Genomic DNA, 26,539 nt, shown 5'->3' with positions numbered 1-26,539 from the left:
GCCGTTTAAACGTGCGACTAAATAAAGGCTTTTGTTCTCTTGTGTGTAGTATTGGCTCATAGCTTGAACCTCTGGGTCAGATGGCCCAAATCCTTCACCCACCGCCCCGTATTCCGCACCAACCGCTTGGATAATTCGGCAGATATCAGGGTCTTGTTCTGCGGTAATTGGCTGAATCACAACGTTCATCGTTTATCCTTTTTATCTATCACCGATAGAGTTTTAGTGGGTGTTAAAAACACTTTTATCAAGTGTTGAGATGATTTTTTACCCAAAGGCGGTAAATAAGGTGATTTCAGTTTGGATTTGACCTTGTCATTCGTTACTATGTAAAACTACTTGAAAATACCGAAATTCCCTTCCGGGAAACCTTATGGATACTACCAAAAGGTAGATGAGGAAACGATGCAACATCTAGAAGAGATCATTGCTAACGCGAACGCAGCAATTGAAGCCGCAGATTCGTTAGTCGCACTTGATGAAGTGCGTGTTCAGTATCTAGGTAAAAAAGGTGAGCTAACGGCTCAACTTCAAAGCCTAGGTAAACTACCACCAGAAGAGCGCCGTGAAGCTGGTCAAGAGATCAACAAAGCGAAAGGCGTTGTTCAACAAGCGATCGCAGCTCGTAAAGAGGCACTACAACGTGCAGAGCTAGAAGCGAAGCTTGCAGCAGAAACAATCGACGTGACTCTACCGGGTCGTCGTATCGAGAACGGTGGTCTACACCCTGTGACTCGTACTGTTGAGCGTATTGAACAGTTCTTTGGTGAGCTAGGCTTTAACACTGAGTCTGGTCCTGAGATTGAAGATGCATTCCATAACTTTGATGCACTAAACATCGCAGAAGATCACCCAGCGCGTACTGACCACGACACGTTCTTCTTTAACCCAGATCTAATGCTACGTACGCACACGTCTGGCGTTCAGATCCGTACGATGGAAAATGGTAAACCACCATTCCGCTTCATCGCACCGGGCCGTGTTTACCGTAACGACTACGACCAAACGCACACGCCAATGTTCCACCAAGTGGAAGGCATGCTAGTAGACGAAAACGTAAACTTCGCGCAGCTAAAAGGCATTCTGCATGACTTCCTATGCAACTTCTTTGAAGAAGAAGTAGAAGTGCGTTTCCGTCCTTCTTACTTCCCGTTCACAGAGCCTTCAGCAGAAGTAGACGTGAAAGGTAAGAACGGTAAATGGCTTGAAGTTCTAGGTTGTGGCATGGTTCACCCTAATGTACTTCGCAGCGTAGGCATCGACCCTGAGAAGTACTCTGGCTTTGCATTTGGTATGGGCGTTGAGCGTCTAACTATGCTTCGTTACGGCGTAAACGATCTTCGTGCGTTCTTCGAGAACGACCTTCGTTTCCTAAAACAGTTCAAGTAATCCAGGGGATACATCACTATGAAATTTAGCGAATCTTGGCTTCGTGAGTGGGTAAACCCTGCGGTATCGACTGACGAACTTACACACCAAATCACAATGGCGGGTCTAGAAGTAGACGACGTACTACCTGTTGCTGGTTCTTTCACTGGCGTTAAAGTAGGTAAAGTGGTTGAGTGTGGTCAACACCCAGACGCTGACAAACTACGCGTAACTAAAGTAGATGTTGGCGCTGAAGAACTTCTAGACATCGTTTGTGGCGCATCTAACTGCCGTCTAGGTATCAAAGTTGCTGTAGCGACTGTTGGTGCTGTTCTACCAGGTGATTTCAAAATCAAAAAAGCAAAACTACGTGGTCAACCATCACACGGCATGCTGTGTTCATTCTCTGAACTAGGTATCGACGTTGAATCTGATGGCATCATGGAGCTAGCAGAAGACGCTGCAATCGGTACTGACTTCCGCGAATTCCTAGGTCTTGACGACGTAACAGTAGACGTAGACCTAACGGCTAACCGCGCTGACTGTTTCAGCATCCGTGGTATGGCGCGTGAAGTTGGCGTTCTAAACCGTTCTGACGTAACTGAGCCTGCAGTAAACGCAGTAGCACCAGCTATCGACGACACAGTTTCTATCGAAGTGAAAGCGACTGCAGCATGTCCACGTTACCTTGGCCGTGTGGTTAAGAACGTAAACGTTCAAGCTGAAACACCACTTTGGATGCAAGAGAAACTGCGCCGTTGTGGTATTCGCTCTATCGACCCAGTTGTAGACATCACTAACTTTGTTCTTCTAGAGCAAGGCCAGCCAATGCACGCATTCGATCTTGCCAAGATTGAAGGTGGTATCGTGGTTCGTATGGCAGAGCAGGGCGAGAAGCTAACTCTACTAGACGGTAACGAAGCTGAGCTAAACGCTGATACTTTAGTTGTCGCAGACCACAACAAAGCCCTTGCTATCGCAGGTATCTTTGGTGGTGAAGAGTCTGGCGTAACGACTGAAACTAAAGACGTGCTACTTGAGTGTGCGTTCTTCGCACCAGATCACATCCGTGGCCGCGCACGTAGCTACGGTCTACACACTGATTCTTCAATGCGTTTTGAGCGTGGTGTGGATTTCGCACTGCAAACAAGCGCAATGGAGCGTGCAACAGAACTTCTAGTTGAGATCTGTGGCGGTGAAGTAGCCCCTGTTGTTGCAGTAGAGTCAGAAGCTGACCTACCAAAAGCAAACACAGTATCACTACGTCGCACTAAGCTAGACAGCCTACTAGGTCACCACATTGCTGATAGCGATGTGGTTGAAATCCTAGAGCGTCTTGGCCTAACTGTAGAGACTACAGACGCAGGTTGGACAGCAACAGCACCGACATGGCGTTTTGATATCGCAATCGAGCAAGACCTAATTGAAGAAGTAGGTCGTATCTACGGCTACGATAACATCCCTAACCAAAACCCAGCGGCAGCACTTAAGATGCACGACCACGTTGAAGCGAACATTCCGCTAAAACGCGTTCGTAACCTACTTGTTGACCGTGGTTACCAAGAAGCGATCACTTACAGCTTCGTTGAGCCAGAGCAGCAAAAGCTTGTTGTTCCAGGTGTTGAGCCGCTAATTCTGCCATTCCCAATCTCTGCGGATATGTCAGCAATGCGTCTAGGCCTAATCCAAGGTCTACTAAATACTGTGGTTCACAACCAGAAACGTCAACAGCCGCGCGTTCGTCTATTCGAATACGGCCTACGCTTCATCCCATGTGAGTCTGCTGAAAACGGCATGCGCCAAGAGCCTATGCTTGCAGGCGTTATCGCAGGTACTCGCAGCGAAGAGCACTGGGACATCGAAACCAACACGGTTGATTTCTTTGACCTGAAAGGCGATCTAGAAGCGGTTCTTGAGCTAACAGCTAACGAAGCAGCTTACTCTTTCGCAGCGCTTTCTGTTGAAGACAAAGCAGCGAACCCAGCGCTTCACCCAGGTCAATCTGCAGCTATCATCGTTGATGGTAAGCAGGTAGGTGTGATTGGTACTGTTCACCCAGAACTAGAGCGTAAGTTTGGTCTAAACGGCCGTACTATCGTATTCGAAGTAGAATGGTCTGCAATCAACACTAAAGTGATTCCTGAAGCTGTACAGCTTTCTAAGTTCCCATCAAACCGTCGTGACATCGCGGTAGTTGTTGATGAAGCAGTAGCTTCTGGCGACATCGTTGCAGCATGTCTAGAGCAAGGTGGTGAGTTCCTAAAAGATGCGAAACTATTCGATGTTTACGTTGGTAAAGGCGTTGAAGAAGGTAAGAAGAGCCTAGCTATCGCGCTAACACTACAATCTGTAGAGCGTACGCTTGAAGATGCAGACATCGCTGGTGCGGTTGACGCAATCGTTGCTCACGTATCTGAGAAGTTTGGTGCATCGCTACGCGACTAATCACTTCTGATTAGAGAGAAAATTAAAGGCCTCGCATTGCGAGGCCTTTTTGTTGCGGATTTCGATTGGTATTACTGAACGGTACCGGTTAGCTCATAATCAGGGCCTGCGGTATTGGCCGTAATCACCGAGAGGCGAGAGACGTCAGCACCGACATCCTGATATTGAGTGAAAGCTCCGAATTGCTCAAACCGCGGCAATTCTGCACTGTAGTTGTCGATTTGCTCCGAGTGCGTGACGGTTCCTAGATAAGTGTCATTGCCATAACTTGGGTCAACCAGTGGGTGGTCAGCTGTAGCGCGAACACTGACAAATTCAGGCGACTGGGTGTTATCGACGATATTATGATCGAACTTGATATCGACGCCTGTGTAGATGGTTTCTACTTCGCTGTTGTCAAATAAGCTCACACGGTGCGTCTGGTTGCCGTAGACAATTCCCCATTCTGTATCGACAAGGGTATTGTTACGAATGGTGATGTTCTTAGGTGTCCATTGCTTGTTGAGTTCTTTTCCTTTTACAGATTGGTCTAGCGTCTCGCCGTTTGCCACATCAATAATACCCGTGTTGATAACGATGCCGCCACGGAGATCCGCGTTTCCTTCGATCTTACCATCTCGACCGCGCGTGCCAGTGATGTAGTTATTCTCAATCACGTGGTCTTCATCATAAATACGCATACCGCCTGTCAGCAGTTTTTCGTTACCCAGAATGACGTTGTCACTGACAGTATTCGCTTTACCGTGACGAAGCGAAATCAGCGACGCACTTTCAAATATGGTGTTGCCAGAGATCTCGTTGCCACCTGATTTAATTGAGATAAGCTCACGTTCACCATCCATATCAATCATCAGGTTGTTGGTGAACTTAGAATTGGACTCCCATTGAGAAGACTTTGAATCACCAATTCGAATCGCTTCCCAACTGTTGCCGTTGTAACGGATCGCTTCTTTAATATCGAACTCATTAAATTGGTTCGGCTTTTGATCAAGGAAGATGTTGTTTGCGATAAGGTGATTGTCTGGCGTGTCATCCTTTTGCACACCAATCAAAGTGCCACGCTTTTGCTTGCCTTCAAAGCGATTGTTGAGCACTTTGCCATCTTTCCCCCATAGCGAAACCCAAAGGTATTTAGGGTACTCAGCACGACGCTCATCCGGTAGGTACTCGTAATCATGGTTAAAGTAGTAGAAAGTAGAATTAGACAGAACGTTGCGATTGCCCATCATTCTGACTCCGCCAAAACGCTCGGCAGGGCCGCCTTCAGTAAAAACTAAGCTGTCTAGGGTAATGTCGTCTCCCGTCAGTTTTAGTTGCACTAGGCCTGTTAACCAAACCGCTCCGGCTTGCTCTGCTTGTATCGTGATGTTGTTTGCACTGACTTCAACGACGCCCAAGTTACTGTACTTACCGCTTGGGATGGTGATTGTAGTGCCATCTTGTGCGTTCTCTAATTCGCTCTTTAGCGCTTGGACAGCATCATCATCGAACACTTTGAGGTTCTCGCCAGACACAGTGCTCAGACGGTCGGTTGCTAGTAGGTAGTCACGAGTAATATCACTGGCTTGAACCTCAGTCGCTTGAATAAGAGCAGGCTCTTGGGGTGAAAAAGCCGTTGAACATCCAGAAAGGGCAACAACGGATAAGGAAGCAGCGATAACGCTAGATATAAGGTTTTTATTCATAATGGAGTTCTTATTATTGACAGTGGAAATCACAAATAAAAAAGACGGCTGCGTGAACAGCCGCGTAGGGTAGGCGAGGTTAGTTTTGAACGACCTCTTTGTTGTTATTCTTTTCTTCGACACTCTCATCGACCGCTTTGACTAGCAGCAAGCCGACAGCGAGGACAATGGCACCACATAGCACGAAGATCATGCGTCCCCATAGTGGGTTTGGCAGTAGGAACATCGCCATGACGCCGACACCCGCGACAGAGATGAGTGAACCCAACATACGACGCTGTTTGTTATCCAGCTTCTTCTGCTCTGTAGATTCAGCGACCAATGGAGTTGCTAGGTTTTCAAAGAATTTATCTACGTTCTTCTGACGCTCTTCCGACAATGGCTTGTAGAACAAGGTTGATAGTAGGAAGAATCCACCAGTAAAGATTAGGTGACCGATTAGACCAATAGCGACTTTTAGATCCGACCATTCGCGGCCTGTTAACGGTTCTAGGTTGAACCAGTTCTGTACCATTTCTGGTGTAATAACGAAGCCGACAAAGTAAGAGACGATACCACCGACCACGAGAGTTCCCCAGCCAGCCCAATCTGGTGTTTTCTTAATAAAGAAGCCACAGAATGCCGGAATGGTCATAGGGAAACCAATGAGAGCACCAACGTACATCATGGTGTCAAATAGGCTTAGACCTTTCAACGAGTTGATAAACAGTGCAACCAGGATGATTGAAATACCGAAGAAAGTAGACGTCAGTTTAGAGACCACCACTAGCTCTTTTTCAGTTGCATTTGGACGTAGGATTGGTTCGTAGAAGTTCTTAACAAAGATACCAGAGTTACGGTTAAGGCCAGAATCCATTGATGACATGGTGGCTGCGAACATCGCTGCAATCAGTAGACCGACCATACCTGCAGGCATGTACTCTTGAACAAAATAAAGGTAAGCAAAATCTCCCGCTTTAGATCCCGCATCTGGGTACTGAGCGGCTAGGTCAACACCTTGACCTGCAATGAACCATGATGGCATAAACCAGATCAGTGGACCCATTGTCATCAGTACACAAGCGAGCAGAGCGGCTTTCTTGGCATTTTTCGAGTCTTTTGCCGCTAGGTAACGGTATGAGTTAAGCATGTTGTTGGTGATGCTGAACTGCTTGAAGAAGATAAAGAACGCCCAGATACCGAAAATGCTTAGGTAGTTAAGGTTGTTACCTGAAACAAATGAGGCGCCCTCTTGTACTGGGAAATTATTAACGATCTCACCAACGCCACCACCTTGAATAATGGCTACCACGGCACACGTTACTGTTACTGCCATGATGATGACCATCTGCATAAAGTCAGAAGCGATAACTGCCCACGAGCCGCCGGTAACCGACATCACCAACACCACAAGGCCTGTGATAATAATGGTCGTTGTCATATCAAAGCCAAAGATGCCTGATGCAATAATAGCAAGGCCATTTAGCCAAATACCGGCAGAGATAACACTGTTTGGCATACCAGACCAGGTAAATACCTGTTCGTTGAATTTACCAAAACGCATTCGAATCGCTTCAATAACCGTCACGACGCGCAGTTGGCGGAATTTAGGAGCAAAGTAGAGGTAGTTCATGAGGTAGCCAAAAGCATTGGCTAAGAAAATCACGGCAACAGCGAAACCATCGGCATACGCTTTACCCGCTGCCCCAGTGAAGGTCCAGGCGCTAAACTGGGTCATAAAAGCGGTTGCGCCAACCATCCACCAAAGCATGCTACCGCCGCCTCTGAAATAGTCACTGGTTGTACTGGTAAACGTTCTGAACATCCAACCTATTGCGATAAGAAATAGGAAGTAGATGCCTACAATAAGGGTATTGAGTTCCATCTTTAGACCTTTTGATAGTTTTGTTATGTCTTCGAGTCCATAGTAACTATCAATATCCTTATTTGTAGTACAATAACTCAAAATCGTGACGAGTGTTTCAGTTGATGGGATATTAATAATCATACAAGTGATCAATATCTAAAATTGCCAAACTGGTGATGCATTGCACCAAGTTTGTTCAAAAAAGCATCTTTAGTTTTTATTTTGGGGAGTTTTACGTAGAAAGTATCAATATGGTGAACGAGATCGAAGGGGAAATATTACAGGAAATGATGGTGCTGCTTGTATGCTTTACTGTGTTTTTATTGACTATTTGTGTGATTTATCGTGGGCAATAAAAAACGTTCATGCGAGCCTGCCACGCATGAACGTCAACGGTGTAGGTAACCGGCCGAGTAATCCTTCTCAGCAAATATAATTATACGTTTTTAGGGACTAGAATTTTGTCACGCTCAGGCATTCAACTGAGACGAATACATTATGAACCCACGTGCGATGTCAGTTCATGCTTGTTCCTATATCCAGTTAGCTGCAATCATAATCGGGACCGAAGTAGCCAGCAGTGCTGCACTTAATGTCATCAAGCACTGGACTATTCTCGCCAGTAAACGCAATAACAGAGGTTTTCTTTCCAATGCATTAGATGCGTTCATTGGCTTTCATCGGGTCCTTAAGATCATTGACTTCATTATTCTCAGCAACATGTCGAGAGTTCCTGTTCCACGAGTAACTCAAATGGTTTGCTGAAATCTGAATAACTAACGATATAGATAATAAAGTATTACAAATGATCTTGGTATGTTAGGTTTATAAATTTAAGGTCTGGCGCACATTTCTTAAACTCAAAAGAATGGCCTAAATTTAATAAATTACATTTATAATAATAGTTTAGTTGTTATTTTTGATGTTGTAACAAAGTGTTTGATGAGAAATGAAAGGGGTACTTTGATCCATTTCACAGAAAGTCTTCTTGGTCATACGTATTCTATTTGTATTATTTTAATTTAAATTAAACGTAGCGATGCCAGTTTAATGGCACACCAATAAGTGGAACTTTACAATGAAACACTACAATAAAATCTCATTAGCCGTTGCGGCGACTCTATTTGCGGGCTCTCTTTCTGCAGCTTCTTTCGATGTTCGTCATGAGTACAAACACAGTACAGAGCAGCATGCGACCCGTGTAAAGATGGGCGATAGCATCGATAACTTCTATTACTCAGGTGAGCTTAAGTTCAAAGGCGAAAAAGGAAAGTTCCTTGAAGACCTTAAAAACAATGGTTGGGAGCTAGATCTTGGCTACCGCTACAAGTTTGGTGAAAACAACAACTGGACGCTTCAACCGGGAATGCCAATTGAAGGTCGTGAAAGTGGTATGACATACAAACCACAACTTCGTCTAACGTATGATTTAGATGGCGTTGAAGGCTTAAGCTTAAGCGGCCGTTACCGTTACGACATTCGTCAGAACATTGAAGCGGATGATCAGCGCCGTCACCGATTAACAGGTAACGTTAACTATCGAATGGACGATTGGCGTTTTGGTTTTGAAGCGAATTACTACAAAGCAGATGGCTACGATATTTTCGACAATTCAGACACGAACTATGAACTAAATGCCACTGCTCGCCGCCACTTTGGTCAATGGGCACCGTACGTTGAATTTGGTGATGTAAACGTGGATTCAACATCAGATAAACGTGAACTACGTAGCCGTGTCGGTCTGACCTACAGCTTCTAATTGATTCAAACTGTCCAGTGAAAAGCCAGCGATATGCTGGCTTTTTTTAGTTTCTCTAGTGGCTTAACCGATAGAGCAAACCTATGGTAACGGGCTTACTTGAGGCGAGTCGTGCTTCTTGAGCGAGTAGTAATTCTGCGGTCGCGACAGCATCCATTAAAGCATTATGCTCAATGTATTCAGGCAGTTGATAGCGCTCTCTGGTTGCTCCAAGTGAAACATCAAGATCTTGGTGATTATTGATAGCCCGCGCCAATTTCTTCTCAATACAAAGCGTATCTAGCCACATTAAAGGGACGGCATTGATCTGAAAACGATACGAGAGATAACGCTGAATGAAACTGTTTTCTACCGAACAAGAGTGGGCGACCAACACTTTGCCTTGTGCAACTTCGAAAAGCGCATTCATAGCGTCGTGGATTGAGATGCCATCTTCCAGCATCTGAGGCGTGATATGGTTTATTACGGCTGTTTCGGGTTTGATCTGCGATTCGTTACTGAGGTAGAAATGCTGTGCCGTACTTAAATCAATCACACCATTTGATATTTCGACCCAACCCATCGACAAGATGAGGTCAGATTCGGCATCAAGCCCAGTTGTTTCAAGGTCGAGCACTAAATAGTCTAAGCCTTTCGCGTTAGCATCTACGGGTACAGACTCGAAATGAAAAACGCTATTTAGCTCCTCAGGCAAAGGAACTTGGCCTCTGTAATGCGCGCGCTTACGATTAAACCTTGAAAGTGGATGAAAAAAGTCTGTGAGTATTTTCATTAACGATTCCCAAACCTCACTTTCGCCGCCTCCTGAAGGTCGGCAATGATCCTAAACGCATCTTTTAAGTGCTTGCGCTCAAAGCTACCAAAACTATCAGGGTTGATGTGATTATCAGGTGTATGACCACTCTTCAATGCTTCGAGCTGGTGGTTGAATCGAAACGACAGAATAAACTCGTAGGCGCCAAGGATGTTTTTAAATGCATCTTCGCTTAGCACACCTTTCTCATAGGCGGCTTTAAAGCGTTCATCGGTGGCAGAAACATCAGTCTCTACCGCCAAACCGTAGATTCGAGCGAGGTCGATAATTAAGTTGATCGCATACTTTTTAACGTTAAGTGTCTTTTTGTTTTCTCCTGACTTCTCGAGTACAAGCTTGTTGAAGATACCAAGCGGCGGATTTGTAGTCACCGCATCGTTTACAAGCATACTCAAGAATTCGCGGTTGCTACGGATGTTCTCATGTAGGGCTTCTCTAAGCTGTTTTTCATAATCGCTGACACCAAACACGGTCCGAATCTCTAAGAACACACTGATATTGAGCAGGCGTTCATACTCAGGGTTTGCTACCCACTTCTTGTAGTAATGTTTCCAGACACTCAGGGTTTGACACCATTTCGGTGTCGCTGCCATGAATTTGCCTGGGCAAAGTGGGTAATCACAGCTAGCGAGGCCATTGGTGACCATCATCGCAAGGTGTTTAAAGTAGATACGGTCGTTTTCGGTCGCGTCATCGGCAAGTACGATCGCACTGTCTTGGTCAGACAACATGTGTACTTCATTGCGCGCATGTGAGCCTGCGACGATCCAAGAAAAGTCGCAAGGTGGGGGGCCCAGTTTGTCGATGGCGATTTGGATAAGCCGTTTTGTGTAGGCATCCATAATCATTGTCATTACTTTGCCGATCACTTCAGGCGCGACATTGCCTTCAACCAGAGCCTCAAATATGGCTTGGCGTTCAGGTGTGAAACTAGATAGGGACTTAACGCTACCGGCGTATTTTATCTTTTCAATCAGGAAAATAGCTTGAACGCGGTGGTTCTGAACAAGGTGAGTGGTGGTCAAAAGCCCAACCACCTTATTATCTTGAACCACAGGCAAATTTCTGATGTTGGATTGCATCATGATGGATGCGGCGTGAAGTACCAAGTCGTCAGGCTTTACGGTTTGTGGTGAATGAGTCATCACGTCACGAATTGGACCATCGGTTGAAGCGCCAACGGCAATAACCCGTTTGGTCATATCTCGGTCAGTAATTAAGCCAACAATCTGATTATCTTCATAGATTACCGCGCAGGGAGATCGCTGTACTAGCATGGTATGTGCGACTTCCCTTATCGACAAATCTGAGGTGACAACAGCAACTCGACCGCTAGCCACTTCATCAACTCGTTTAATGAATAAGCCTTTCTCTTTATTAGACCAAACAACGTCTAATGCTGACTTAAGCCGTACTTGTGCTTGCGACGCAAAGTGTTCGGCGCACGCGGGAAACTCTTTGAATAAAGTTTGTAGGGCAGAGTGGGGAATGATGTAAAGCAGCGTACTTTCAATGGCGATCGCCTGATACCCTTGCTCATCATCGATCTGTTTATCTAGAAAGGTGAAACCAAACAGATCTTCAGGGCCAAGCCTAGCTCGAAGCACGCCATCGCTTTTTCTCTGTTCCATCGACCCCGTCCGAATGACATAGAGGGACTTCTCTTCAGGGTTATCACATGGATTGACCGTATCGCCCTTGGCTAGATAGGTGATATGTATATTCGACGCTAACTGCCTTAAGTTAGACTCAGGCACTTTATCGAACGGATCGATTTGTCGAATGAACTGGATAATATTAGGCAGTAACGGATCACTCATAGCTAACCATTGATAGAGATATAATTGTATTATTATATCTCTTATTGTGTTGCGTGCATCAAAATTTGGTTAAACCTTGAGTGTTCGATACAAAAAAGCACGCCAGAAAGCGTGCTTTAGGATTTGAAGTGTTTTTAAACTAGACCGTTGCGAGGCGGTGATTCGAGTCTAGTAGGTGGTTTGCTGATGCTTGACGTGCTTTGTCACTGTTACCTGCCATGATTGCCTCGTAGATTTGGCGGTGTTCATTGATACACGTACTGCCTTCTTCTGAAGAATGCGCGATGAAATTCACAAACATGGTCGTCAGGATATTACCGAAAGGTAGGTAGAAGTCATTGCCTGTCGCATTGAAAATCAGACTATGGAATTTCGTGTCGACTTCCATCCATTTTGCATGGTCAAATTCAGGGGCTTCTGCCACTTCCACCATTCTTTGGAAAGTTTCTGATAGCTCAATACGTTGCTCCGCAGTGGCATGTTTTGCGGCTAGGGCACAGGCTTCTGGCTCAATAGCACGGCGTAGGCCCAAAAATTGACCGCAGAACTGATCGGTATCGGCTAGACCATCCATCCATTCAATCAATTGTGGATCAAGGAAGTTCCAGTAAGCGCGATCGATTACACGGGTGCCAACTTTAGGGCGAGACTCAAGTAAGCCTTTTGAGGTTAACAGTTTAACGGCTTCACGCAGTGCGGTACGACTAACACCAAATTGCTCACACAGGTCCATTTCACCAGGAAGGATAGAGCCTTGAGCCAACTTGCCAGATAAGATGCCACGTGCAATTTCACGCGCCACTTGAACGTGCAGGCTGCGTTTTGAGCCTGAGATAGAGCTAAATGATCCAGTCATAATCTAACTTATAATTGATATGTATTATTTAAGTGTAATTCTAGCACTTGGACTATGGTGCTCCAAGCACTCTTTTCCCAAAGGCATCTTTGATTCACAAACTTAACGTTTGGTCGTAATAAATCGCTCTGTCATTACAGGGTATACAAGGTGTTTATCCGAGTAGTATCAAGTGAATCTCATTTCTAAATAAGCCCGTTAAAGCCGAATCTAACAGATCTCTCATTACCCGAATAGTGGATTATGAGATCTGGTCGCTTGTTATTTATAGATGATATTGTATGATTTATTTAGCGTCTTGTTATAGGAGCCAGTTATGGCCACGTTTTCGTTGGTAGAAAACTCCAGTCGCAAGATTCACGTTCAAATAGCACGGCAATTAGCGCGTAAGATATTGTCTAGAGAGATAGCTGAACTAGAAAAGCTACCCAGTGAACTTGAATTATGTGAAGCATTTGGAGTCAGCCGAACCGCACTTAGAGAATCGACTAAGTTGTTGTCGGCAAAGGGGCTTATTGAATCTAAGCCTAAAGTCGGTACGATGGTGAGACCCCGTCAGCACTGGCATTTTCTTGATCCACAATTGCTAGAGTGGATACAAGATCTCGAAGATTCCGCACCATTTTTGGGGCAATTTCTTGGGTTGCGTAAAGCGATTGAGCCTGAAGCCTGTGCATTAGCGGCAACACACGCATCTGCGAGTCAGCGAAAGTCACTCTCCGTGATTTTTCAGTCGATGACCATTGCCGCGAGAAGCTACGATTACCGAGCATGGACAGAGAACGATCATCTGTTCCATCAAACCATTTTTCTTTGTACCGGTAACCAGTTCTATATTCCGTTCAGCAATATTTTGTCGACCATCTTTAAACAGTTCATTGATGAGTCTGCCGAGGGCGGTCGTTTTTGCTTAGAAGAGCACCAACGCATTTACAATGCCATCATGGCTGGTGACCCAAGTGAAGCGCGGATTGCTTCTCAAATATTGCTTGATGACGAGAATCAAAAGTTGGCTCTAGTGGCAAACGGATAAGCGTTTGTTCTGCTGTTACACACACAAATAGGGAGGCTTTGCTATCGGAGCCTTCTTTGGAAACACCCCAAATAAGTTCAATATGTCCTCTACGCCGTATGTAAAAAAGAACCTTTCGCTCGCTTGGCCGTTGGCGCTGAATGCACTTTTGATGCAATCAATGCTGATGATCGACACGTTCTTAGTCTCTCCATTGGGTGAAATCTCCCTTGCTGCAATGGGGATCGCCTCAACGATAGTCGCCTTTGTTTTGGGGGTGCAAATGGCCTTAGCCAATGGTTCTCAATTGGTATTAAGTCGCGCCTTTGGTTCGTCCAACAGTGACAGCTTAAACCGAGGCTTTTGGGCGGGGCTATCCATTAACTTGGTGATTGCGCTGCTGTTTTGGCTTGCGCTCTCTATAGGTGGCTCTGCATTAATCGGATTGTTGACGGATGATACTTCATTAATCGGTGAAACAGAGCGTTACCTTGCCGTTGCGAAGTACATCATCTTGTTCAATGCAACAACTCAAGTAATGATCGCACTGTTCAATGCTTTAGGTCGTACTAAGGTACCGTTTAAAGGCTATTTGATTGAGCTCCCTGTCAATGTAGTCGCGTCATATGTGTTGATTCATGGAGCGATGGGTTACTCAGGTATGGGTGTTGAGGGCGCAGCGGCGGGCAGTTTGGTTGCGATTAGCGTTCGATTCATCTTCTTGTCACTGTGCATTAAGATGACATCATCACTGATGCTGGATATCCGACGTTTAGACGCATCATTAAAGACCAACGTCAAAAATCACTTCAAAGAGATCTTTCCGGTTGCCGCAAATGTCACCATGCTTCAAGCGGGTGCGACCATCTACATGTTGATATTCTCTCAGCTGACGCTTTACGCCTATGTAGCGATGACGATTGTGATGCCGTGGATAAAAATGGGTACACAATTTATTACGGCTTGGGCGCACTCATCGGCCATTACGATTAGCCAAGCGATTGGCTCGCGTCAGTTAGACGACCTGAGAAAAAATGTCGATGTCAGTATTGATATGGCAGTGGTGATCTCGATGGTGTCGGCGCTGTTCTTCTTCATTTTGAGCTGGTTTTTACCTGATCTTTATCCAGATCTAGAAGCCGATACCTATCAAGCCTTGGCTGTGATTGCGCCGTTGTATATCTTTCTCCCTATCGTCAGAGGCTATAACACTGTGCATGGCCATGTGCTCCGAGCGCTCGGTAAAACAACGGCGGTTTTTAAAATTAACTTCACGGGTCAATGGGTGGTGTCACTGCCACTGTGTGCGTTAGTTGTTATTGGGCTTGATGCTTCTATATTTTGGGCGTTTGCGATTCTGCCGTTTGAAGAGATGGTCAAAGCACTGCCGTTTAGACATTTAGCCAGAAAGTCACTCAATGAATTTGACCTCACTAAAGCTGATAAGCTGATGTATGACTAACCTCTGACTCGAAGCCCTCACTGTGAGGGCTTCATTGTTTCTAGAATTCTCTGTTTCGCCCACTGATCCTCTATTACGTAAAAGATCGTAAATAGCTGAGTAGAAAAGGCTGTTGTGTTTGACACTATTCGCTCAGCCGATTAGTTTTCAATGTTAGTTATTTATGAATGAAACGAGATAGATGGACTCAATTACTCAAGCTGCTTTAGGAGCCACAGTCGCAGGGGCAATCGCAGGTAAGAAGTGCAATGCGAAAGTGCTCTTAGTGGGCGCAGCCTTAGGTACATTGCCGGACTTGGATGTCATACTGGATTATGGCGATGCGGTGCAAAATACGATCAAACATCGCGGCTTTACTCACTCTTTGCTTGTGCTACCTCCTTTTGCTTTGCTGATTTCTTGGCTCTATTGCCGCTTACGTCCTGATTCGTTTTGGACGCTTGCGCGGGTGTTTTTCCTCACTGTCAGTGTATTCGTGACTCATACTCTGTTGGATACAATGACCACTTACGGCACTCAGTTGATCTGGCCATTTGAGGGCTACTTTGAATTGAGAAACGTGTTCATCATCGACCCTCTCTATACGTTACCTCTGTTGTTTGCGATAGGTGTTGCGCTGTTCTCGAAAAGCAGCGGTGGGTGTTGGTGTCAAACCGTGGTGCTGATTTCAACGCTCTATTTAGGGTGGGGGTATGCCTCTCAACAGATGATTGCTTCCAGAGTTGAACAGAACTTGAGTGCACAAAATCTACCAAACCAACAAGTTTTGATTACGCCAACGCCTTTTAATACCCTGCTATGGCGGGTGGTTGTTATGGACGAGGGTAAGTATTGGGAAGGTTTAGCCTCCGTGTTAGATGGTAACGATAATATTGATTTTATTTCCCACTCTTTGGGCGAATGGCCATTAGAAGATCAACCTGAAACACTCATTGGGTTGAAATCATTTTCGCACAACTACCTTAACTACCGTGTTGAAGACGATTCCTTGATTGTCACTGATTTACGATTAGGCATGTCTAACAATCTTGCGTTTGAGTTTATCTTTGCCGAAAAGAGTGATAGTGGCGAGTGGGAACTACTGGACTCCACACAGCGTTATCCGAGCGAACGTAGCTTTGAATTGATGGGACAACTTTGGGAAAGGCTAAAGGGCGATCAAAGTATTGATGCGAACCTACAATCAAATCAAACCAAAGTAAGTTCATAAGCTTACCCCGAGATAAAAAAGCCGAGCATGATGCTCGGCTTTGACTTATTTCCCGATTTTTTACATTAAACGCAACGATTAAATCTGTGCGAATGCTCCTTCCCAAGTGTAAGTCACACCGTCGAACTCAACTGTGTGCGCTGCGTTCTGCTTGTCTTCGTCTAGGTTACAGATAGCAAAATGGTAAGTGTTGCCCGTTGTTGTTTGCAGGCGAATGACTGTACCGACTTCGTTGTTGCCAACTACAGTGACTGACTCAACTAAGCCACGAGCACCAACTGATGCTTCGATAGATTCGTTGAAGTAACCGTGTGTCTCTAGTACTGAAGCAAACACGTGATTTTGACCTGATTGACGCAAGATCAGTGCTGGCTCGCTCTTCAAGTTGAAGTCTGGATCGTTTGCGCCAGTGCGAGCAAAGTAAACTTCACTCTCTTTGGTTACGCTCGTTACCAGAGAGTAGTAGCTGCTGTCGTGTAGCCAGCTTACTAGAGAGCTTGTTCTTTCTGATGAATAAGGGACTTGGCCTGAGCCTACATTCCATAAGTGTTGGTAACCGTTGTTTTCACCAAGAGGACGCAGCGTGCTTTCAACTTTGTAGTCGAAGTCAGTACGGATGATTTGACCAGAGTAGTGCACAGGCAAGTCATATTGGTGCTCTTGCTCTGCTTCGATGCGGTACACATCAATCACAAGCGGTTTTTCGAACTCTGGCAATTCAGCAAGAATGATGCTGCGTTGCATGTCTACGCCATCATAGTAGCCAGAAATACGACCACTCATGCCTTGCAGCTTTTCATCGTCCACTTTGAAGAAGTGCTTAGAACCGTACCTTGATTCCGCTAGAGCGGTGTCGAAGTTGTTTTGTGTCTTTTGGTCAACCGTTACTGTGTTGTGCGCGACAGTCTGTTTACAGTAAGACTTGTTCTCTGGGATGTAACGACCGCCAAACTTCGGCTCAACATTTACCCAGCGACCGAAGCCGTAATCGTGCAGCACTTCATGACCGCGGTTAAACACACTTAGGTGCAGACCGTCGTAGTGACCATGGTCTAACGCTGAGTGGTATTGGTGATCAGAACCGTGTTGACCAAACCAGATAAGCGCCATCGTATCGTCATCTTGTTCGTCGCGGTGACGAAGAATGCTTACGCCGCCTTTTTCACCTTCTGGGCCATCAGTTACAAATAGGCTGCCCCAGTTGAAGGGTTTAATGTCGTCTGCTTCTGCAACCGCGTCAGACAATGTTTTACCTGAGATATGAACCCAAACATCTTGCTGGTGGTCTGCCATGCCAAGAAGTGTCTCAGTTTGTTCGTAACGGTGGTAACAAACAGACGTCGCCATGATAACGCCTTCGTCGTTGATCGAAATCGTCTTTGATGAATCGTTCAGTGCTGGCAAAGTACCATCTGGGAATGCGGTCTTAAATACTGCGTAAGACGTTGTCTTGATGACTGAGTCGTTGAACTCGTAGATCTTAAGTTCTGGCTGACGACGTTCAATTGCCTCGGCAAATAGGTAGATTGGGCGAAGCGAGAAACGGTGGTAATAAGGACCTTCCATGTAGTAGCCGTCTGGCGAGAACAATTGGTCTAGCTGAGCTAGGAAACCGCCGCTTACTTTGTCTAACTTCAAGCCGTAAAGCGCTTTGTCTACTGCGTCTTGATCGTTGATTGCATAGCCACAGATACCAACCGCTGCAACTGCCCACAAACCGTGGTTGTGAACGATGTCGAAGTCGTGACCGTAAGTTACCACGAACAGCTCAATCATCTGCTTGAATAGATCGTTTTCAATAAGTGTCTTTTGTTCTTCTTCCAACGTGTGGTAAACGCAGCTGTACGCGCAAGAAGCGTATAGCATCCACATGTTCTCATTCAGAGTTTGGTGGAAGATCTTACCTGGAGGATTCGAGTCACGGCTTGTGTTGCTTTCAAGCTTTGGGTAAACCTTCGCGTAAGCCGTTAGCATCTCCACAATGTAGTCACGGTATTTCGGCTCGCCCGTGATAAGGAATAGGCGACCCGCTAAATCAATGTGAATGTAGTTCTGCTTATGACGGTTGTGTTCGTAACCACCGCCTTCGCCATGGCCTGGTACTTCAATACCCACCTCAGCCATGTAGCTGTCAGTTTGTTTAATATCACGTGCAAGTGCGTGACCTAGTAGGCTATCCGTGCCAAGTGACTTTTTAAGCTCTGCTGCTTCGTCAAAGTTCAGTAATAGTGGTTGATAGCTCATTCTTATTTCTCCTGCTCGAATTCAGTCACTTCTAGTGAGTAGAAGCCATTCCAGCTGTATGTTTTACCGTTAATTTCTACTTGATGTGGGGTTTGGTCGTTAGCACCGAGTACATTGCTGATCATGACAGTCACCAGCGATTTCTCGGTTGCGATTTCTACGATGCTACCGACAGCGTCGTAGCCCACGACGCGGATATCTTTTACCTGACCACGTGCATTCACCGATTGCTCAAACTCTTCGTTGAAGTAGCCGTGTGTTTCTAGCACAGAAGCAAATAACGTCGATTCGCCCTTGCTGCGTAGAATGAATGCGGGTTCGCTACGTAGGTTAAAGCTTGGGTCATTGGCGCCAGTGCGAGTGAAGATCACTTCATTGTCACCATTTTGTTTCGCGCTGCTGCTTGTGCCTAACCAAGTGTAGTAGGTGTTGTTTTGTAGCCAGCTAACCAGTGCTGTATCTTGCGTTTTGCCGCTTGCTACTTTCCAAAGGTGCTGGTAACCGAAATCATCGCCAAGCGTGTTCAGTTCACCAAAGCTTTGGTAATCGAAGTTGGTACGTACGATCTGACCATCGTATTGATGAGAGTAGTCGTACTGATGTTCACCTTCACTTTTAATGCGGTAAAGGTCTAGTAGTAGCGGTGCTTCCAGTTCATCTAGGTTAAGCATGAACACACTGCGCTGCATGTCTGTATTTGGGTAATGATCGTTGGCGAATGCACTCATACCATTGATCTCGTTACCTTCTACTTTGAAGAAGTGAGGTAGTCCATGTACGGAGTCTGCACGTTCTACATCGAAACCATTCTGACATTGCTCATCAATCGTTACCGCGTTGTGCGCAATAGTTTGACGTGCGTATGATTTGTTTTCATCAAGGTAACGACCGCCAAACTTAGGCTCTACGTTTACCCAGCGACAGAAGCCGTACTCACGCAGAACTTCTTGACCACGGTTGAAGAAGGTAATGCCAAGCGTATCGAAGTTACCATGTCCCATGCCGTGTTGGCCGTAGTTCATTACAAGCTGCGACACATCACCGGTTTTATCCTGCATTCGGATAAAGCCTTGTGCGCCATTATTACCTTGTGGGCCTTCGTTTAGTTCCACACTTGGCCAGAAAGGCATACCAATTTCACGGTCGGCAATGGCTTCATCATAAGCTTGAGAAAGCTCTAAACCACAAGGGTGCATCCAAACAGCGTTTTGAATCTTCGCCATGCCAAGGATGTTGTCGTCAAGGCCATAGTGCTTGCTGTACACGCTTACGGCAACTTGAACGCCCATATCGGTAATGCTCATTGTGCGAGAAGCATCGTTGAGGGCAGGGAACTCACCATTCGGGTAAGCCGTTGCCAACATCGCTTGTACCGTGTTGCCAATCACTTTGTCTTTGTAGTTGTAGATATCTACTTCAGGCATGTGACGGTGTACTACTTCAGCAAATACGCAAGTTGGACGAATCGCATAACGGTGGTAATACGGACCTTCCATGTAGTAGCCAGACGGTGCAAACAGTTGTGAGATTTGCGCTAAGAAGCCGCCTGTATCGTCATGGTCTTGACCGTAAACAGACATCTCTAGATATTCAGGTTTGCCAATCGCAAGGCCACAAATACCAACAGCCGCCACAGCCCAGATACCGTGGTTGTGGATACGGTCGAAATCGTGCGCGTATTTCACTGTGAACATGTCTAGCATTGGTTCGAAAATACGCTCAACGACAGCTGTACGCTCTTCTTTCGTCATCACTGATGCCACACAAGAGTACGCAAGGCTAGTAAACATTAACCAACAGTGTTCATTAAGGATCTGGTGGAAAAGACGACCTGTTGGGTTAGTGTTTTTCTGTACGTGGAAATCAAAAGTTAGGTATTTCTCTGCGTAAATAGCGAGAAGATCTTTAACGAACTGCGCGTATTTTTCTTCTTGGGTGATCAAGAATAAACGGCCCGCTAAGTTCATGTAAGTGTAGTTTTGTTTGTGGCGGTTGTGTTCATAACCACCAGCTTCGCCGTGACCAGGTACGTCCAATGGTAGACGCATAAATGCGTCCAGTTCCTTGCAATTGGCTTCAATGGTTTTTCCCATCAAGCTCGGCTTACCTACTTCCTTTCTCAAAAGCGCGATTTCAGATTCAGTCAATAAAATCGGTTGTGTCGTCATTTCAATGCCACCCTCTAGATGAAGTGTGTTGTTATCTTAAACTTCCTATAAAGTAATACAATATGAGATTTGTTGGTAGTCTTTGTCGGCAAAAGAGAGAGTGAGGTCACGTGGTTTTATCTAAGTAACTGAATTTAAATGATTCAAATAATTGTTTGGTAATGTTAATGCATTGTCATGTCTCTACTTATTCAAGTCTATCTTTGATTAAAGTCACACAATTCTAGATATATTGTATGACAATTAAAATTTATGGGTTATGCTCCTTATCAATTTGATGGCGAACTGAATTTATCTGGCTCGCTTTAATAGAAATCTTTAGGAGTATGACGATGAATTCTTTCTTTGTATTAGATGAGAACCCGTGGGAAGAGCTAGGCGGCGGTATCAAACGTAAAATTGTTGCTTACACAGATGACTTAATGGCGGTTCACCTATGTTTTGACAAAGGCGCGATTGGCGCTCCGCATACTCACGAAATCCACGACCAAATTGGTTACGTAGTACGTGGCAGTTTTGAAGCGGAAATCGAAGGTGAGAAGAAAGTGCTAAAAGAAGGCGATGCTTACTTTGCTCGCAAACACATGATGCACGGTGCTGTTGCTCTAGAGCAAGACAGTATTCTTTTAGATATCTTCAACCCAGCTCGTGAAGACTTCTTGAAGTAACGTATAGCGCAACCTCAGTTGCTAAGGTGACAATATGAAATCATTAAATATCGCGATCATTGGCGAGTGTATGGTTGAGCTACAGAAGAAGGAAGGTCAGCTTCAACAATCATTTGGTGGTGACACGCTAAATACCGCACTTTACTTATCACGCCTAACCAAATCACATGACATCAAAACGAGTTATGTTACAGCGCTAGGCTTAGATCCTTTCAGCCAAGAGATGCTAACAAGCTGGCAGGAAGAGGGGATTGATACCGATCTTGTGATGACGGTGCCGGGTCGTCAACCAGGTATCTACGCTATCGAAACCGACGAAACGGGTGAACGTAGTTTCTACTACTGGCGTAATGAATCTGCGGCTAAATTCATGTTTGAACAGCCTCAATCTCAAGCCGTGTTGGACAAGCTCTACCAATACGATGCCGTCTATTTGAGCGGCATTACGCTGGCGATTGTGACCCCTGTTGGGCGCGAAAAATTGTTTGAGTTTCTTCACCAGTACAAAGCTCAAGGTGGTAAGGTATTCTTTGATAACAACTATCGTCCACAGTTATGGGCAGACAAGCAGCAAGCGGTCGAGTGTTATCTTAAAATGCTGGCATTAACAGATACTGCGCTGCTTACGTTTGAAGATGACCAAGAACTCTATGGCGACGTTGATGTCGAACAGTGTATCGAGAGAACAGCCCGCGCTGGCGTGCAAGAGATCATCATTAAACGTGGCGCAAAAGATTGCCTAGTTGTGGTCGGCGAGAGCGCAAACTTTGTCGCTCCTGACCCTGTCGAAAAGGTGATTGACACCACTGCTGCGGGTGATTCATTCAGCGCAGGTTTCCTAGCCAAGCGTATTACGGGTGGCAGCGCACAAGACGCAGCGTACACCGGCCATTGTGTTGCAGGCTCCGTTATTCAACACAAAGGGGCAATCATCCCACGCGATGTAATGCCTGACCTACAAATCTAATTCTAAACGGTCTTCAACAGAGGGCCTAAATAAAGCGAGTAAGTATTCATGACTACATTAAATGACCAGCTAGCAAACCTGAAAGTCGTTCCTGTTATTGCGATCAATAAAGTGGAAGATGCGGTACCGCTTGGCCGTACTTTGGTTGAAAACGGTATGCCTTGTGCTGAAATTACATTCCGTACCGAGTGTGCAGCGGAAGCGATCGCAGCGATGCGTGCTGAGTTCCCAGAAATGCTGATTGGCGCGGGTACTGTTTTGACTAACGAGCAAGTTGATCAAGCGATCGAAGCGGGTGTGGATTTCATCGTGAGCCCAGGCTTTAACCCTCGTACAGTTCAATACTGTTTAGATAAAGGCGTTGCGATTGTACCAGGTGTTAACAACCCAAGCCTTGTTGAACAAGCGATGGAAATGGGTCTACGTACATTGAAGTTTTTCCCTGCAGAGCCATCAGGCGGCGTGAGTATGCTTAAAGCGCTAACGGCGGTTTACCCAGTGAAATTTATGCCTACAGGTGGTGTAAGCCTAGGTAATGTTGATGACTATCTGTCTATTCCGTCAGTACTGGCGTGTGGCGGTACTTGGATGGTTCCAACCAAGCTGATTGATGAAGGTAAATGGGATGAGCTAGGTACTTTGGTTCGTGATGCGGTTGCACACGTAGCGTAGGTGCTGCACTTCCCCGATTAAACTAGCGAATAATTTGAAGCGAGCCGCGTGGCTCGCTTTTTTTGTTATCGAACAAAGCGCAACTCTCGAAACTATTCCATACTTTTATCAGTCCCTAATTCTTTATTTGTATTACAATTATTTTTCAAAACAGTAGGGTTTATCAGGTATTTAGTGGTTTAAAGGTCGTTTTTAAGGCTTTCTAGGCGATTTTAACCACTAAAATAGTTATGTTTCAGATCACAATAAAAGCATATTGTAGTACAAATAAAATCTAACTGGAGTAATCTAGGAGTCAGTTAATGATGATACTTAAAAGGCTGAAAAAATGACTATTGATACTCTTGTTGTTCTTGCCTACTTCTTCTTTTTAATCGCAATTGGTTGGATGTTCAGAAAGTTCACTACATCGACCAGTGATTACTTCCGAGGGGGCGGTAAGATGTTGTGGTGGATGGTAGGTGCTACCGCCTTCATGACGCAATTTTCAGCATGGACGTTTACAGGTGCCGCAGGACGCGCATTCAACGACGGTTTCGTTGTTGTAATCCTATTCTTAGCCAACGCATTTGGCTACTTTATGAACTACCTCTACTTCGCTCCAAAATTCCGCCAACTCCGTGTTGTGACGGCGATTGAAGCGATTCGCCAACGTTTTGGTAAAACGTCAGAGCAGTTCTTTACTTGGGCTGGTATGCCAGACAGCTTGATCTCTGCGGGTATTTGGCTAAACGGTTTGGCTATCTTTGTCGCAGCGGTATTCAACATTCCAATGGAAGCGACCATCGTAGTAACGGGCTTAGTTCTGATGCTGATGGCGGTTACAGGCGGTTCTTGGGCGGTTGTCGCGTCTGATTTTATGCAGATGCTAGTTATCATGGCAGTAACCATTACCTGTGCGGTCGCGGCTTACTTCCACGGTGGTGGTATCGGCAACATCGTGTCGAACTTCCACGGCGACTTCATGCTTGGTAACAACCTGAACTACGTCAGTATCTTTATCCTTTGGGTAGTGTTTATCTTTGTTAAGCAGTTCGGTGTCATGAACAACAGCATCAACGCTTATCGCTACCTATGTGCAAAAGACAGTGAAAACGCGCGTAAAGCGGCAGGCCTAGCGTGTGTGCTAATGATTGTTGGTCCTATCATTTGGTTCCTTCCACCTTGGTACGTAGCGGCGTTTATGCCTGACTTTGCAGAGCAATATGGCTCAGTGGGTGGTGATGCGGCTTACCTAGCGTTTGTACAAAACGTCATGCCAGCAGGTATGGTTGGTCTACTGATGTCAGCGATGTTTGCGGCGACCATGTCTTCGATGGACTCAGGCCTTAACCGTAATGCGGGTATCTTCGTGATGAACTTCTACAGCCCGATTGTACGCCCTCAAGCGTCTCAAAAAGAGCTGGTTATCATCAGTAAGCTAACGACTATCATGATGGGTCTTATCATCATCGGTATCGGTCTATTTATTAACTCTCTGCGTCACCTAAGTCTGTTCGACATCGTACTGAACGTGGGTGCACTGATTGGCTTCCCAATGCTGATTCCGGTACTGCTAGGTATGTGGATTCGTAAAACACCAGATTGGGCAGGTTGGGCAACATTGATTGTGGGTGGCTTTGTTTCTTACATCTTCGGTATCTCACTACAAGCAGAAGATGTAGAACGCATCTTTGGTCTTGAGCAAGCGCTGACAGGCCGTGAGTGGGCTGACCTTAAAGTTGGCTTGAGCTTAGCAGCACACGTTGTCTTCACTGGTGGCTTCTTCTTACTAACAACTCGCTTCTACAAAGGCCTAACGCCAGAGCGTGAGAAAGAAGTAGACCAGCTGTTCAAGAACTGGAACACACCAATCGTGGCAGACAGTGAAGAGCAGCAGAACCTAGATACAAAACAGCGTGGCATGCTTGGTAAACTTATCAGCGTAGCGGGCTTTGGTATCTTGGCAATGGCTCTGATTCCAAACGAGCCAACAGGGCGACTACTGTTCCTACTGTGTGGTTCTATGGTTCTAACGGTTGGGGTATTGCTAGTGAATGCGGCAAATAACCCAAAGCAGCAACTGGCTAGTCAGGAGTAACCTGCGTTCATCATTCAACTCTAAAGCCAGTCACGGAGACTGACTGGCTTTCCATCTAATGTTTTGAATATTGATTTGGCTAAGATATGACTATATGTATGACTTAATAGCTAAGCCAAAGCGAAAGTTTAAAAAACATTTTTTAAAAGAGATGACCATAAACAAAGGATTGAGCGACGTTTTTGATCACAAAAAGGCGCTCTATTGTCTATCTCGACCTATTTTATGATTGATCTAATGGCTATATAACAATATTATTCTGGTTATATAATCATATAATCATACAATAATGCATTTGGAGACAAAGATGACTAAACCTACTATCGGCTTTATCGGTCTGGGCCTAATGGGCGGCAACATGGTTGAGAACCTACAAAAACGTGGTTACCAACTAAACGTGATGGATCTAAACAAAGATGCAGTAGCGGTATGTGTTGAACGCGGCGCGACAGCAGTAAGCACAGGTAAAGAGCTAGCAGAAAACAGCGATATCGTGATGCTATGTCTGACTACATCTGCAGTTGTTGAGAAAGTGGTTTACGGCGACGAAGGTATCCTAGCGGGTATGTCTGAAGGCAAAACGCTGATCGACTTTGGTACTTCTATCCCAGCTTCGACTAAGAAGATTGGTGAAGACTTAGCTCAAAAAGGCGCTGGTATGATTGACGCTCCTCTTGGTCGTACTCCAGCACACGCTAAAGATGGTCTATTGAACATCATGGCAGCGGGTGACATCGATACATTCAACAAAGTGAAGCCAGTTCTAGAAGAGCAGGGTGAAAACGTATTCCACCTAGGCGCACTTGGTGCAGGTCACACGACTAAGCTTGTAAACAATTTTATGGGTATGACAACAGTAGCGGCAATGTCTCAAGCATTCGCGGTTGCTAAGCTTGCGGGTGTTGATGGCCAGCAACTGTTCGACATTATGTCGGCAGGCCCTTCTAACTCACCGTTCATGCAGTTCTGTAAGTTCTACGCGGTAGATGGTGAAGAGAAGCTAGGTTTCTCAATCGCTAACGCAAACAAAGATCTTGGTTACTTCCTAGAGATGGTTTCTGACCTAGGTACTCAGTCTCTAATCGCAGAAGGCACTTCTAAGAGCCTACAAGCCGCGGTAGATTCAGGCCTTGCAAATAACGACGTACCAGTGATTTTTGATTACTTCCTAAAACTTGAAGCTGAAGCGAAATAACGCCAGTTTCAAATAAGCGAAGCGATTAACAAGAATAGGAAGAGAGCAAGTGGTGTAAGCCGCTTGCTCTTTTTCTTTGTGGGAGAAAGATAAATCTGACAGAGCTTTTCTTTTCAAGTGGTTTTCAAAAATCGCAAATGGCAGGAAACTTGAAAAAATCAATGGACTGCTAAAGAGAATAAGGTTTGAAAAACTAAGTATTAGAGTTGTTCAATGGACTAAAGATTGTTAAGTGAGTTGAAATCGGCGAGCTGTATTCTTAGTGAAG

At 45.4% G+C, this 26,539-nt stretch carries 19 protein-coding genes and 1 pseudogene; 12 read left to right on the top strand and 8 right to left on the bottom strand.

The window, feature by feature from the left end; translation table 11 throughout:
* Nucleotides 1-189, bottom strand: a pseudogene (locus tag RH45_RS09885) (GNAT family N-acetyltransferase); the annotation flags it as partial.
* A 216-nt stretch (nucleotides 190-405) separates the two neighbouring features.
* Here RH45_RS09885 and pheS point away from each other — a divergent pair.
* On the top strand, nucleotides 406-1,389 hold the full coding sequence (pheS, locus tag RH45_RS09880; RefSeq protein ID WP_005470855.1) for a phenylalanine--tRNA ligase subunit alpha: 984 nt from the start codon (nucleotides 406-408) through the stop codon (nucleotides 1,387-1,389).
* 18 nt (nucleotides 1,390-1,407) lie between these two features.
* Complete coding sequence (gene pheT / locus RH45_RS09875) at nucleotides 1,408-3,813, top strand: phenylalanine--tRNA ligase subunit beta (RefSeq protein WP_008076643.1); 2,406 nt, start codon at nucleotides 1,408-1,410, stop codon at nucleotides 3,811-3,813.
* Between the two features lie 71 nt (nucleotides 3,814-3,884).
* Here the strand turns inward: pheT and RH45_RS09870 are convergent, their stop codons facing one another.
* Nucleotides 3,885-5,498, bottom strand: a complete 1,614-nt coding sequence (locus RH45_RS09870) for a polysaccharide lyase 6 family protein (protein WP_008076640.1) — start codon at nucleotides 5,496-5,498, stop codon at nucleotides 3,885-3,887.
* Nucleotides 5,499-5,577: 79 nt separating this feature from the next.
* Nucleotides 5,578-7,362, bottom strand: coding sequence for a sodium:solute symporter family protein (locus tag RH45_RS09865; protein WP_008076639.1), 1,785 nt, complete (start codon nucleotides 7,360-7,362; stop codon nucleotides 5,578-5,580).
* 480 nt (nucleotides 7,363-7,842) lie between these two features.
* Here RH45_RS09865 and RH45_RS09860 point away from each other — a divergent pair, with 480 nt between their 5' ends.
* Both RH45_RS09860 and RH45_RS09855 read left to right on the top strand, forming a co-directional pair.
* Nucleotides 7,843-8,109, top strand: a complete 267-nt coding sequence (locus RH45_RS09860; RefSeq protein WP_008076636.1) for a hypothetical protein — start codon at nucleotides 7,843-7,845, stop codon at nucleotides 8,107-8,109.
* Nucleotides 8,110-8,422: 313 nt separating this feature from the next.
* Nucleotides 8,423-9,103 (top strand): oligogalacturonate-specific porin KdgM family protein, encoded by a 681-nt coding sequence (locus RH45_RS09855; RefSeq protein WP_008076635.1) that lies wholly within the window; start codon nucleotides 8,423-8,425, stop codon nucleotides 9,101-9,103.
* Between the two features lie 55 nt (nucleotides 9,104-9,158).
* Here RH45_RS09855 and RH45_RS09850 read toward each other — a convergent pair whose 3' ends face one another.
* The 3 genes from RH45_RS09850 to RH45_RS09840 form a co-directional block, all read right to left on the bottom strand.
* Nucleotides 9,159-9,875: a 3'-5' exonuclease gene (locus RH45_RS09850; protein WP_008076634.1), complete on the bottom strand. Its 717-nt coding sequence runs from the start codon at nucleotides 9,873-9,875 to the stop codon at nucleotides 9,159-9,161.
* Complete coding sequence (locus RH45_RS09845; protein ID WP_039958443.1) at nucleotides 9,875-11,737, bottom strand: putative nucleotidyltransferase substrate binding domain-containing protein; 1,863 nt, start codon at nucleotides 11,735-11,737, stop codon at nucleotides 9,875-9,877. The genes RH45_RS09850 and RH45_RS09845 overlap by 1 nt, the downstream gene beginning before the upstream one ends.
* 139 nt (nucleotides 11,738-11,876) lie before the next feature.
* Nucleotides 11,877-12,593: a FadR/GntR family transcriptional regulator gene (locus RH45_RS09840; RefSeq protein WP_008076632.1), complete on the bottom strand. Its 717-nt coding sequence runs from the start codon at nucleotides 12,591-12,593 to the stop codon at nucleotides 11,877-11,879.
* A gap of 316 nt (nucleotides 12,594-12,909) precedes the next feature.
* On the opposite strand from RH45_RS09840, the gene RH45_RS09835 reads away from it, so the two are divergent.
* The 3 genes from RH45_RS09835 (at nucleotide 12,910) to RH45_RS09825 (ending at nucleotide 16,277) form a co-directional block, all read left to right on the top strand.
* A complete protein-coding gene (locus tag RH45_RS09835; RefSeq protein ID WP_008076631.1) occupies nucleotides 12,910-13,626 on the top strand; it encodes a FadR/GntR family transcriptional regulator in 717 nt (238 codons plus the stop codon).
* Between the two features lie 82 nt (nucleotides 13,627-13,708).
* A complete protein-coding gene (locus RH45_RS09830) occupies nucleotides 13,709-15,067 on the top strand; it encodes an MATE family efflux transporter (RefSeq protein ID WP_008076630.1) in 1,359 nt (452 codons plus the stop codon).
* Between the two features lie 181 nt (nucleotides 15,068-15,248).
* Nucleotides 15,249-16,277, top strand: coding sequence for a metal-dependent hydrolase (locus tag RH45_RS09825; protein ID WP_008076629.1), 1,029 nt, complete (start codon nucleotides 15,249-15,251; stop codon nucleotides 16,275-16,277).
* 78 nt (nucleotides 16,278-16,355) lie between these two features.
* Here RH45_RS09825 and RH45_RS09820 read toward each other — a convergent pair whose 3' ends face one another.
* Nucleotides 16,356-18,521 (bottom strand): heparinase II/III domain-containing protein, encoded by a 2,166-nt coding sequence (locus RH45_RS09820; RefSeq protein ID WP_008076628.1) that lies wholly within the window; start codon nucleotides 18,519-18,521, stop codon nucleotides 16,356-16,358.
* A gap of 2 nt (nucleotides 18,522-18,523) precedes the next feature.
* On the bottom strand, nucleotides 18,524-20,689 hold the full coding sequence (locus RH45_RS09815) for a heparinase II/III domain-containing protein (RefSeq protein ID WP_008076626.1): 2,166 nt from the start codon (nucleotides 20,687-20,689) through the stop codon (nucleotides 18,524-18,526).
* Nucleotides 20,690-21,021: 332 nt separating this feature from the next.
* On the opposite strand from RH45_RS09815, the gene RH45_RS09810 reads away from it, so the two are divergent.
* From RH45_RS09810 to RH45_RS09790, 5 genes are all read left to right on the top strand, one after another.
* Complete coding sequence (locus tag RH45_RS09810) at nucleotides 21,022-21,357, top strand: cupin domain-containing protein (RefSeq protein WP_005450851.1); 336 nt, start codon at nucleotides 21,022-21,024, stop codon at nucleotides 21,355-21,357.
* 34 nt (nucleotides 21,358-21,391) lie between these two features.
* Nucleotides 21,392-22,324: a 2-dehydro-3-deoxygluconokinase gene (kdgK, locus tag RH45_RS09805; protein WP_008076624.1), complete on the top strand. Its 933-nt coding sequence runs from the start codon at nucleotides 21,392-21,394 to the stop codon at nucleotides 22,322-22,324.
* Between the two features lie 48 nt (nucleotides 22,325-22,372).
* Nucleotides 22,373-22,996, top strand: coding sequence for a bifunctional 4-hydroxy-2-oxoglutarate aldolase/2-dehydro-3-deoxy-phosphogluconate aldolase (locus tag RH45_RS09800; protein ID WP_008076623.1), 624 nt, complete (start codon nucleotides 22,373-22,375; stop codon nucleotides 22,994-22,996).
* A gap of 328 nt (nucleotides 22,997-23,324) precedes the next feature.
* The gene (locus RH45_RS09795) at nucleotides 23,325-25,076 is read left to right on the top strand and encodes a sodium:solute symporter family transporter (protein WP_008076622.1); all 1,752 of its coding nucleotides are present in this window, start codon (nucleotides 23,325-23,327) and stop codon (nucleotides 25,074-25,076) included.
* 307 nt (nucleotides 25,077-25,383) lie between these two features.
* A complete protein-coding gene (locus tag RH45_RS09790) occupies nucleotides 25,384-26,271 on the top strand; it encodes an NAD(P)-dependent oxidoreductase (RefSeq protein WP_008076621.1) in 888 nt (295 codons plus the stop codon).
* Nucleotides 26,272-26,539 lie beyond the last annotated feature (268 nt).

It is taken from the genome of Vibrio sinaloensis DSM 21326 (assembly GCF_000189275.1).
Taxonomy (GTDB): domain Bacteria; phylum Pseudomonadota; class Gammaproteobacteria; order Enterobacterales; family Vibrionaceae; genus Vibrio; species Vibrio sinaloensis.
This window is presented reverse-complemented; position numbering and strand designations above follow the sequence as displayed.